The organism is Pelagibacterium montanilacus (assembly GCF_003992665.1).
In the GTDB taxonomy this organism is placed as follows: Bacteria; Pseudomonadota; Alphaproteobacteria; order Rhizobiales; family Devosiaceae; genus Pelagibacterium; species Pelagibacterium montanilacus.
The window spans coordinates 1-10,648 of the sequence record NZ_RZMX01000005.1 but is presented as its reverse complement, the minus strand read 5'-3'; the positions used below and the strand labels follow the sequence as shown (position 1 = coordinate 10,648).

8 protein-coding genes and 1 pseudogene are annotated in these 10,648 nt (G+C 61.8%); 4 read left to right on the top strand and 5 right to left on the bottom strand.

Annotated elements, in window-relative coordinates:
* Positions 1 to 74: 74 nt before the first annotated feature.
* The 5 genes from EO136_RS01185 to EO136_RS01160 form a co-directional block, all read right to left on the bottom strand.
* Positions 75 to 1,426, bottom strand: a protein-coding gene (locus tag EO136_RS01185) for an IS3 family transposase (RefSeq protein WP_127142649.1) whose coding sequence is annotated in 2 segments (ribosomal slippage) — positions 75 to 1,090 and positions 1,090 to 1,426 — 1,353 coding nt in all. Because the reading frame shifts where the segments join, the coding sequence is not laid out codon by codon here.
* 331 nt (positions 1,427 to 1,757) lie between these two features.
* Entirely contained in the window at positions 1,758 to 2,618 is an 861-nt protein-coding gene (locus EO136_RS01175; protein WP_127142648.1) for a pirin family protein, read from the bottom strand.
* Positions 2,619 to 2,968: 350 nt separating this feature from the next.
* The gene (locus EO136_RS01170) at positions 2,969 to 3,328 is read right to left on the bottom strand and encodes a DUF4260 domain-containing protein (RefSeq protein WP_127142647.1); all 360 of its coding nucleotides are present in this window, start codon (positions 3,326 to 3,328) and stop codon (positions 2,969 to 2,971) included.
* 152 nt (positions 3,329 to 3,480) lie between these two features.
* On the bottom strand, positions 3,481 to 4,071 hold the full coding sequence (locus EO136_RS01165) for an NADPH-dependent FMN reductase (protein WP_127142646.1): 591 nt from the start codon (positions 4,069 to 4,071) through the stop codon (positions 3,481 to 3,483).
* Positions 4,072 to 4,394: 323 nt separating this feature from the next.
* Positions 4,395 to 5,225 carry an alpha/beta fold hydrolase gene (locus EO136_RS01160; protein WP_127142645.1) on the bottom strand — a complete coding sequence of 277 codons (831 nt, stop codon included), beginning with the start codon at positions 5,223 to 5,225 and terminating at the stop codon, positions 4,395 to 4,397.
* Between the two features lie 439 nt (positions 5,226 to 5,664).
* Between EO136_RS01160 and EO136_RS01155 the strand changes: the two genes are divergently transcribed.
* The 4 genes and pseudogenes from EO136_RS01155 to EO136_RS01140 all read left to right on the top strand — a co-directional run bounded on the left by EO136_RS01155 (position 5,665) and on the right by EO136_RS01140 (position 10,491).
* Complete coding sequence (locus tag EO136_RS01155) at positions 5,665 to 6,612, top strand: LysR family transcriptional regulator (RefSeq protein ID WP_127142644.1); 948 nt, start codon at positions 5,665 to 5,667, stop codon at positions 6,610 to 6,612.
* 511 nt (positions 6,613 to 7,123) lie between these two features.
* Positions 7,124 to 8,902: a monovalent cation:proton antiporter-2 (CPA2) family protein gene (locus EO136_RS01150; RefSeq protein WP_127142643.1), complete on the top strand. Its 1,779-nt coding sequence runs from the start codon at positions 7,124 to 7,126 to the stop codon at positions 8,900 to 8,902.
* A 145-nt stretch (positions 8,903 to 9,047) separates the two neighbouring features.
* Positions 9,048 to 9,212: pseudogene (locus EO136_RS18770) on the top strand (transposase); the annotation flags it as partial.
* A 58-nt stretch (positions 9,213 to 9,270) separates the two neighbouring features.
* Positions 9,271 to 10,491, top strand: a complete 1,221-nt coding sequence (locus EO136_RS01140) for an IS701 family transposase (RefSeq protein WP_127142641.1) — start codon at positions 9,271 to 9,273, stop codon at positions 10,489 to 10,491.
* Positions 10,492 to 10,648: the final 157 nt, after the last annotated feature.

The window sequence follows — 10,648 nt, the reverse complement described above, 5'->3', positions numbered from 1 at the left end:
TGTCCGTCGTCAGATGATTTGGCGCAATTTGGTGCGTCGAATAGAGGAGCGTTGGCCTCGTCTCTGGGTTGATTTTAAGCGGCGAGATTGCGGTGTTGCAAGCGCCGATGCTCGATGGTCTGTCGTTTGATCCTTTCTCGCTGTTTGATGATGGTTTGTGCCCTGTCGAAGTAGGCGTCGGCCGGGGTCACGTTATCGAGGCTTTCGTGGTAACGCTGGTGGTTGTAGTGCTCGATGAAGGCCTCAATCTGGGCCTCGAGATCACCAGGCAGGAAGTAGTTTTCCAGTAGCACGCGGTTCTTGAGTGTCTGGTGCCAGCGCTCGATCTTGCCCTGGGTCTGGGGATGGCAGGGGGCTCCACGGATGTGGCTCATGTTCTGGGCCTGGATGTAGTCGGCCAGCTCCCCCGCGATGTAACTCGGGCCATTATCGCTGAGCAGCCGAGGCTTGTGGTGGACATTGACCTGGTCGCACCCTGAGGCTGCCAGAGCCATGTCCAGCGTGTCGGTAACGTCCAGGGCCCGCATCGTTGAGCACAGCTTCCAGGCGATGATATAGCGGGAATAATCGTCGAGCACGGTCGAGAGATACATCCAGCCCCAGCCGATGAGCTTGAAATAGGTAAAATCGGTCTGCCACATCTGGTTGGGCCGGGAGGTTTTGGTATGGAACGCATCGGCGGCCTTGATTACCACATAGGCTGGGCTGGTGATCAGGTCGTGGGCCTTCAAAAGCCGGTAAACACTGGCTTCAGAGACGAAGTACCGCTTCTCGTCGGTAAACCGCACCGCCAGTTCCCGAGGCGAGAGTTCAGACTGCTCAAGCGCCATCTCAATGATCTGATCATGGATATCGATCGGGATCCGGTTCCACACCCGACTGGGCGCCGAGGGCCTGTCCTCCAGCGCCTCCGGGCCGCCACCGAGGTAGCGGTCATACCAGCGATAAAAGGTCCGGCGTGGAATTCCCAGTTTATCGAGCGTGCGTGTTGCTGGCAGATGGGATTGCTCGACCAGCCTGATGATCTCGAGCTTTTCGGATGCTGGATACCTCATGCGTCGTCGTCCCCATCCCCGATCATGCTTTTTTTAAGCAGACGGTTTTCAAGCGTCAGATCGGCAACACATTCCTTGAGCGCTCCGGCCTCACGGCGTAGATCCTTGACCTCGTCACTGGTGGCGGCGCGGGCGGTATCACCTGCAAGGCGACGCTTTCCCGCTTCCATGAATTCCTTGGACCAGGTGTAATAAAGGCTCTGGGCGATACCTTCCTTGCGGCACAGCTCGGCAATGCTGTCCTCGCCACGCAAGCCATCGAGCACGATCCGGATCTTGTCTTCTGCTGAAAAATGCCGCCGGGTTGCGCGGCGGATGTCCTTGACCACCTGCTCGGCAGGCTTTTTGGCTTTCGAGAATTTTGATCTCATCGTCGTTCCTTCGTCACTCCGACGAGACCAAAACTCTCCTTACATCACAAGCTCAAATCTGTGCCATTGGTGCTGACGGGGTACAAGGGAACGCTAGCCAATCAGAAGGTTGTCGCATTTGGCACGCGACCGGACCTGTTCGAGGCAAAAACCCGGATACCCTTCGAACGGCCGGTATGGGGCTTCTGACAAACCAACCTGAACGGCCGCAGCGGGCCGTTCAATTCGCTCAGCGTTGCGCGTGGCTTTGGACGGATCGTGACGACGAGATCGGAATCTGGCGGCCGAGTCCGGAAAAGGTTCTGGGTGTGTACACCGACTGGGCCGAACGCTATGCGTGAACGACAGGACGCAATGTGCCCGCGTGTGGGAATTTACCCTGTCGATAGGCAGCGTAATAGCCTGCGAGTTCCTCCTGCGACCCGGCGATGAAGGGCCCTTTCGCAACCACCTGCATGTTCTGCGGCTGTCCTGCATAGAGTAGCAGCCGTGCTCCGTGCCGGCCTGCCCGCATCGCAAGCAGGCTCGCGCCATCAGCGGAGGGTTCCGACCAGCCGACCATGTTCGCTCCCAGCCTTTCGGCAGTGCTGCCAACCTCGATGTCTCCGTCAATGACCACCAGGAAAACATTGTAGGGGGCAGGCAATTGCGGCGTGAAGACCGCTCCCGGCGTCACTCGGATGTCGGCCAGCGTGACCGGAACTTCGTTCAGTGTCGGCGCCGCTGCACGCTCCAACCGCCCGCTGTAAACCTTTGCGACAACGCCAGGCTCAGCGTGTACCGGCATCTCAGCGCTACGGAGGACCTGCACGCGCGGAGCCATGTTGCGCTGCGCTTCCGGAAGGACCAGCCAGAGCTGGAACAGGCGCATGCCGGTGGAGGTCTTTGTGTCTTCCCCATGGACGATGCCGCTGCCAGCGGTCATCCACTCGACATCGCCCTCGTCCAGCCGGCCGTTGATATCCTCCAGTGTACCATTGAGCATGAAGGTGACGGTCTCCAGCCCGGCATGAGGGTGCGCATCTCCAAGGGGCCCTGCCTGGGTGATGTTGTCGTCAGCCATCAGGAAGAAAGGGTCCGTCGCGGGCAGGTTATCAGGCTCCACCACCAGCGCGGCCTTGTGATTGTTGCCGGCGAAGCCAGGTCCGAGTGCCGGAATCGTGGAGACGCGGGTTATTGATCGTTCAAACATGACTCAGATTCTCCATGGAGTTTGATCCAGACGTTCACTACCGCGCCTAGCAACGCCCTCGACGAATGCTGCACGGCATCGTCGACAAGCGCATGCGATATGGACGCTTTGCCGGGAACGCTGCTGTTTATCGCAAGAATATGAGTCATAGCTTCTCCATCGGTGATGCCTCCGCAACGTAGAGGGGAGCCCTTCGGGTCAGTAGCTTCGATTCTAAGGAAGCTGTGTTGTTCAATATGAAACGCTTCGGGGGGCGATGCTCGGCGGGCTCGTTGCCACGCTCGCCGGATTGGTATGGACGCGCACGGCGCTCCGCTCCAATGGGAGCGGCACCTGAAACCGGCAAGCGGTCAGCCGATGCGCCCCAGATGCGTGATCTTGAATCCTTCGGGAGACTTCAGTCCAAAGCCCAGCATCCGGTCGAAACCGGCATGGCCCATCCAGAGTGCGCCGAGGGCCGCGACAGTGCCCGAGCCGATAACGAGGCCGACGGCGAGCAGGACCATCCCCAGGGCGTAGACGTGGACGACGTTGTAAACGACGGCGCCGGCCTTCGGGCCAAGCGCATAGCCCGCGAAACTGACATCGGGCAGCAGAAAAAGTATCACGGCCAACCACCAAGCGAGGCTGTGATCCAGATAAGCAAACAGGGCGATCGCGGTGACGAACACGATCGCCGCCTCGATACGTTGCCAGACGATAGTGTCCATGGTGTCCCCCTTTCTCGTGGGTTGGGAAGTCGCCTGCCGGCGGGCCCCAGCGATTGCCAGCTTGTGCTGTCTGGTCGGGAGCGGCGGCCGAAGACTTGCGGCAGGGTCGGTTGCGTCTCACGTGGCAATCCTGTTCCGGGCTTTGACCTGCATCAATAGGGCGTGCCAGTATTTTGTCGCTGCACCCGGGCCGCTTCGGCCCACCAGGAGAGATCTGCGGCGAAGCGTGGGAAGGCCCGGGCGAGGGCGTCTCCAAATTCGCCTACGGGGTGCGCGTCTGCATCCAGGGCCTTGCCGATGCTGCCCACTGCGAGCGAGCTGGAAATCGGCACCATCCCCATTTCGGAAATCGTTCCATGCCAGGCGAGGGCCGCCCGAACCCCGGAGGAGCGACCTGCGGAATAGCTCGCGATTGCCGCGGGCCGCCAGAACCATTCCTCAAGGAAATGGTCGGTCAGGTTCTTCAGTCCCGGCTGGATGCCCCAATTGTATTCACCGGTGACGAAGACGAAGGCATCGGCGCTCCGAATGCTTTCCGCAAGCTCTTCCATCGCGGGCGGTGCGTCGCCGACGGGGTACTCCTTGTACATGCGGTCGAGCATGGGCAGATCGACTGCCTTGGCGTCGATCAGCTCTGCATCGGCACCGAGGCCGTTCAGCTCCCGGACAACATACCGGGCAAGGCGGATGCCCAGCCGGTCCGTGCGGTAGGAACCATAAAGGACGAGGATGCGATGGGCCATGATGTCTCCCTTCGGTATATGGCAAGGACGGCGACCAGGCGGCCCGAGAGGGGGCGGCACTGTCGTCCGCTTCCCATTGTCCCCGACGTCACGTTGGCGCCTTCAGGCACCTTTTCGTTCCGCATGAACCTCACTGACGCCACGATCGATCAGCGGGCCGTGATCGGCCGCGATGTTGCGGACGCAAGCAGCACAGGCGCTGGAGGAAATACTAACTGCGAACGCTGCAGCGGCAATGGTTCTCAGGTTCTCCTTTGCAGGTGGGGATGGATCACGACGTGCCCAGCATGATGTTTAGGCTGCTGCCGCAGCCTGAAAGCCTCTCAATTGGTCACAAACTCCAGCAGGTCGGCGTTCAGGACGTCGGCGTTCACCGTCAGCATCCCGTGCGAGAACCCGGGATAGGTTTTCAGCATGCCGTCCTGGAGCAGTTCTATCGCCTTCAGCGCCGAGGCGGCGATCGGAACGACCTGGTCGTCCTCCCCATGCAGGACCAGCGTTGGCACGGTGATCGCCTTGAGGTCCTCGGTCTGATCGGTTTCCGAGAAGGCCTTGATGCCGTCGTAGTGAGCCTTTGCGCTTCCCATCATGCCCTGCCGCGACCAGTTCTGGATGACACCCACATGGACCGTCGCGCCGTCGCGGTTGAATCCGTAGAACGGCCCGGCCGGGACATCGCGGAAGAACTGCGCGCGATTGCTGGCAAGGGCCGACCGGAAACCGTCGAAGACCTCCATTGGCGTGCCCTCGGGATTGGCTTCGGTCTGCAGCATCAGAGGCGGGATGGCGGCGACAAGGACGGCCACCCGGCCCGCGGGTTCGCCGTGCCGCGCCACGTAGCGCGCCACTTCGCCGCCACCGGTGGAATGGCCGATGTGAACCGCGTTGCTCAGATCCAGCGCCTCGGCGACGGCGAAGGCGTCCGCCGCGTAGTGGTCGATGTCGTGGCCCTCTGCCACCTGCTCCGACCGTCCATGACCGCGCCGATCATGCGCGACGACGCGATAGCCCTTCGACAAAAAGAAGAGCATCTGCGCATCCCAGTCGTCGGAGCTAAGCGGCCAGCCATGGTGGAAAACGATGGGCTGGGCGCCCCGCGGGCCCCAGTCCTTATAGAAAATCTGTACGCCGTCGTCGGTCGTGACAAAGCCCATGATGGATTCTCCTTCCGGAACGTTGTGGGTAGAGGTTCTCTACATCGCGCCAGTGCGGCGATCGGGGCGGACCGACGCCAACCCTAGGATATGTGCTGCACCCGCAAGGCCCAGGGCGACTAGCGCAACCGGATAGGCCATGAGCACAGCGCCCGACCTAATGATGGAAAGGGTAGCCAGCAACGCGATCGCACCAGATCGCCGCTCAAAGCGGCCAGCGCGCGGCGCCATCCATAGGCAATGGCCTTGTTCACGATGAAGGGCCGGGCGTCGCGGCCTGGGTCGCGCTGACGAAGAGAAAGGTCAGATAGGCCGGGAGTTCCATTCTCGCATCCTTCGGCGAATTTGCCATCGAATATGCACACAACCTGCCGTTCCCACGAACACTTCACTAGTGCCATACTCGCGCGAGCTGTGTCGCCAGACGAGGAACGCCGGAATGAACATCGAGGATCTGCAGACCTTCGTCGCCGTGGCCGATGCCGGGGGCGTTTCGGCCGCCGCGCGCCGGCTCGGCATCTCCAAGTCAATCGTAAGTCGGCGGCTCTTTCGGATCGAAGCCGAACTCGGTACCCAGCTCCTCGCACGGACGACCCGCGGAGCCGCGCTTACGGAGGCAGGCACGACATTCAGAGATCATGCGGCCCGGGCCAGTGCCGAGATCGACACGGCGAGGGAAGCGATCGTCCCGGCCGGCGGGTTGCGTGGCCGTTTGAGGATCGCGGTGCCGCTCACCTCCGGCCCGACGCGCTTTGCCCCCGCGCTCGCGGAGATGGCGCATCGCCACCCGCTGCTCCATATCCATACCTCCTACAGCGACCGTTTCGTCGATCTCATTGCGGAAGGGTTCGACTGCGCGATCCGGGTCGGCACCCTTCCGGATTCCAACCTGATCGCGAATCGCATCGGCCCGATCCATGGGTCGCTCGTCGCGAGCCCCGGATACATCAAGGCGCACGGGGCGCCCCAGACGCCCGATGAGGTCGTCGCCCATGAGGCGCTCATGCAGGGAACAGAGGCCTGGCAATTTCTGGACGGCGACAAGATCGTCACGGTTCAACCGCAGGGCCGATTCAAGGCCGACAGCGGTGCGGCGCTCGCTGCCGCCGCGGCGGCAGGGCTCGGCATCGCCCGGCTCCCCGATTGCATCCTGCATGACTATGTGGCGTCTGGTGTTCTCGTCCCGATCATGACGGACTACCCCCCGCCTTCGGCGGGCATTTATGTCGTCCGACCGCCGGGTCTGCATCCCGCGCGGAAAATCCGGGTCCTCACCGAAACTCTGATCGACTATTTTGCACGAAATCCGGACACCCTGGGGCCGCTCCCCTTCAATCGCGGAGGGGGGAGCCCTGACCGACAGATGACGTTCGGGAGAGGCGAATGACCGGCCCACGAGAGAGCTTAAGCGTTCCTCGTTCCGCGACACAGCTTGATGCGCGCCAAGACTAGCCGTCGGGGAGCAGCGTCGCCAATCTGCAGCTCGACCGCACCGGTGGCGCCTAGCCGCTCGGGGAGTCTGAATGCGTCGATACCAGGCATTCGTATCGGCAAGGATATCTGCCGATATGCGCGGCGGCACAGGGTGGCCATCATCCTGCTCTGTCCGTTCCCAAAGGCACAGTTCGATCGCCGTTCCGATTGGCAGGACGTGTTGCGCCAGCCAAAGACTTGACTCCCGATCAACGATATCTCCTGCTGAACGGCCAGTTGGAGATCGATGGCGGGACGCTGAGGGTAGTGCCGCGCCTTGAGCCGCAGGGCGTTGTGATCGGCGAAAGCCGCCGGTCCGAATGAACCATCTCCCGCTGCCGGAGTGATCCGGCGGCTGGCACCACAGTGGAAACGAAGCCTGGCGCGACCGCGCGCGGGCGTTGCACTTTGAAAGGAGCGGGCCGATGGCCGCAGAAGGGTTGGGGCCTGTCATCGGCCCGGCGGTCGTGCTGATGGGAGCCGCGGTGATTGCCGTGCCGCTGTTTCGGCGTCTGGGGCTGGGGTCGGTGCTTGGTTATTTCGCTGCCGGGGCACTGGTCGGGCCTTCGGTGCTGGGGCTGTTCACCGACCCGGATACTATCCTGCATTTTGCGGAACTGGGCGTGGTGATGTTCCTGTTCATCATCGGGCTGGAACTGCGCCCGCAAAAGCTCTGGGCGCTGCGTGGACAGATCTTCGGGCTGGGGCTGGCTCAGGTGAGCCTCGCGATTGCCTTGCTGACGTTGGCGGGTGCGCTGGTCTTCGCGCTGCCACCGGTCACCGCGTTCATCGCCGGTGCGGGGTTCGTGCTGTCTTCCACGGCCGTGATCATGTCCACCTTGCAGGAGCGCGGCGAGATCGCCAGCACTGAGGGGCAGAAATCTGTCTCGATCCTGCTCTTTGAGGATTTGTTGATCGTGCCGTTGCTGGCGATTGTCGCCTTTCTGTCGCCTGTCGGGCAGGGCGAGGCCGGGTTTGGGCCGTTGGCACTTGCCCTGTCGGGACTGGTGGCGCTGCTTGTGGCCGGGCGTTGGCTGCTCGATCCGTTTTTTGCCCTGCTGGCGCGCGCCCGGGCCCGCGAGGTGTTGAGCGCCGGAGCGCTCCTTGTCGTGTTGGGGGCCGCCCTTCTGATGGAGGTTGTGGGCCTTTCGATGGCGATGGGCGCGTTTGTGGCCGGGGTTCTGCTCTCTGGCTCCAGCTATCGCCATCAGATCGAAAGCGACATCGAGCCGTTCAAGGGCCTTCTGATGGGGTTGTTCTTTCTGGCGGTCGGCATGTCGCTGAACCTGGCTGTCGTGGCCACGGAATGGCCGCTGCTGCTGGCCATGCTGGTGGTCTATGTGCTGGTCAAGGCGGTGGCCATCTTTGCCACGGCGCGGGCTTTCGGCGGAGCCACTTTGCCCGCCTTGCGCCGAACCGCCATGTTTGCCCAGGGCGGTGAGTTCGCCTTTGTGCTCTACACTGCGGCGCTGGCGGGAGAGGTGATCGATGCGCGGGAAAATGCGATTTTTTCGACTGTCGTGATCCTGTCCATGGCGATCACGCCGCTGATCCTGGTCGCCGCCGACCGGCTGCTGCGCGCCCCGGGTGCCGCGCTGGATGGGGTGGAGGCAGCGAACGGGCTGCGTGGGCAGGTCCTGGTGATCGGCTTCGGACGCTTTGGTCAGATCGCCCTGCAGATGTTGCTGGCGCGGTGCGAGCAGGTCTCGGTCATCGAAAACAACCCCGACCGAATCCGGGAGGCAGCGCGCTTCGGGTTCAAGGTCTATTACGGCGATGGAACGCGGCTCGACATCCTGCACGCTTCGGGCGCGGCGCAAGCGCAGGTGGTCCTGATCTGCGTCGATGATCGTCGAGCAGTCAGCACGATCGTCGAACTGATCCAGCACGAATTTCCGAATGCAGCAGTGCTGGCGCGAAGCTATGACCGGGGACATTCGATAGAGTTAATCCGCGTGGGCGTGGACTATGAGATCCGTGAGACCGTCGAATCGGCCTTGCAAATGGGGGCCGAAGGGCTACGCCGCCTTGGCTGGGACGAGGCCGCCGTGACCGAAGCGCTAGGCGATATCCGCCGCCGCGATGCGCAGCGCCTGACCGAACAGGTACAGGGCGATTTCATGTCCGGTCAGGACAAGTTGCTGCCTACGCCAGTTCCAGAGCCACTGGCCCCCATCCAGTTCCCCCAAAAAGCAGATTCGTGACGAAAAGATGGTTATTGACTGTAGATGGGCATTCGGCTGGCCTTCCCTACGGTCAAAAGCCTATCAGGTTGTTGAAGGTGGGTAGCAAATCAGATTCCGCGCCGCCGGTTTTGTGAGGGAGGCAAGGATGAGAAGGCTCTTCTAGTTGAGTGGCAAGGCTTGGGCGGAGATCGAGCCGCATCTCCCAGAAAACCAGCCGGGTGCATGTAGGACTGATGATCGGCGTGTGATCAGCCGCATCCTCCACGTGTGTAAGACAGGCTGCGGTAGCCAAGATTGCCGAGCCGAATACGGTCCGCCAACGACGATCAATACCGCTTTAGCATTACAGTTGCATTTTCGGTTGACATCTGAATCCATGAGTTTCCATGATTCGGAGGTCATGGATGACAGGTGCATCGGTCGAGACAACGCTTGAACTTTGGGCGTCTTCGTTACGGGAAGTGAAGGCACGGCTGCGCCCGTTGTTCACCCAGGAGCGTGTGGCAGCTTCAGCGGGGCAGTTTTTGGATGGCCTGCTGGGGGACGAAAGACGCAAGACGGGCTGGATGCGCGCGGAAGCGGTAGGCGATCCTGGTCCATGGCGGCAACAGGCAATTCTGGGCCGGGGGCGCTGGGATGCGGATCGGTTGCGTGACATCGTACGCGATTACACGCTCGAAACGCTTGCGGATCCTGATGCCGTCCTCGTGCTTGATGAGACCGGCTTTCTCAAGCAGGGCAAAGCGTCCTGCGGGGTCGGTCGGCAATATACAGGTTCGGCAGGCAAGATCACCAATTGCCAGATCGGCGTGTTCGCCTCTTACGTCTCCCGGCACGGCCATGCCTTCATCGACCGGGCGCTCTATCTGCCGAAAGTCTGGACGGATGACCGGGATCGTCTGGCGGCAGCGCATGTGCCCGAACACGTCCGCTTTGCCACCAAACCCGCCTTGGCGCTCACCATGATCGAGCACGCCATCGCTGGCAATGTGCCGTTCTCCTGGGTGGCGGCCGACAGCGTCTATGGCGTGGGTGACATCGAAATGGCCCTCAAACGAGCAGGCAAGGGCTATGTGCTGGGCGTGAACGCCACCCATTCCTTCCGCTCATGGGACAAGTCGCTGGCCGTGGCTGGAACGGCAAAGGATATCGCCGAAGCCTTGCCGGAGGAGGCCTGGAGACGGCTGTCGGCAGGCGAGGGAAGCAAAGGCGCGAGACTGCATGATTGGGCCTATCTCGAACTCGCCGATCTTGACGCCGATGATTTCGACGCGGACTTTGCCGGCACCTGGACCCGCGGGCTGATGATCCGCCGCAACATCGCCGATGGTGACCTCGCTTTTTTCTCCACCTGGTGTCCGGCTGGGACGACCCTGGAGAAATTGGTCACCGTGGAGGGGCACCGTTGGGCGATAGAAGACAGTTTCGAAACCGCCAAGAACGAGTTTGGCCTCGACCACAATGAGACCCGATCCTGGCATGGCTGGCATCGCCATGTATCGCTCGTCATGCTCGCCTTCGCGATGGTGGCGGTTATCCGCCATCGCGCCAACGCCGTGCCGCCCCCAAAAACGATGCGGCCCGCAAGGCGCAAGATCGACAGTTGATCCGATGGTCGATTCAGGAAATCCGGCGCATCGCTACCCGCCTTGCTCGCGCGCACATTGATCCATCATCCATTATCGCATGGTCGCTCTGGCGACGAGCACATCAGGCCGCCGCTCAACGCGCACAACTCAAATCGAAAATGCAACTGTAATGCTA

Excerpts from the sequence above, each read along its gene's own strand:
- EO136_RS01175 (WP_127142648.1), bottom strand. The coding sequence starts at position 2,618 with ATGTTTGAACGATCAATAACCCGCGTCTCCACGATTCCGGCACTCGGA.
- EO136_RS01170 (WP_127142647.1), bottom strand. The coding sequence starts at position 3,328 with ATGGACACTATCGTCTGGCAACGTATCGAGGCGGCGATCGTGTTCGTC.
- EO136_RS01165 (WP_127142646.1), bottom strand. The coding sequence starts at position 4,071 with ATGGCCCATCGCATCCTCGTCCTTTATGGTTCCTACCGCACGGACCGG.
- EO136_RS01160 (WP_127142645.1), bottom strand. The coding sequence starts at position 5,225 with ATGGGCTTTGTCACGACCGACGACGGCGTACAGATTTTCTATAAGGAC.
- EO136_RS01155 (WP_127142644.1), top strand. The coding sequence starts at position 5,665 with ATGAACATCGAGGATCTGCAGACCTTCGTCGCCGTGGCCGATGCCGGG.
- EO136_RS01150 (WP_127142643.1), top strand. The coding sequence starts at position 7,124 with ATGGCCGCAGAAGGGTTGGGGCCTGTCATCGGCCCGGCGGTCGTGCTG.
- EO136_RS01140 (WP_127142641.1), top strand. The coding sequence starts at position 9,271 with ATGATTCGGAGGTCATGGATGACAGGTGCATCGGTCGAGACAACGCTT.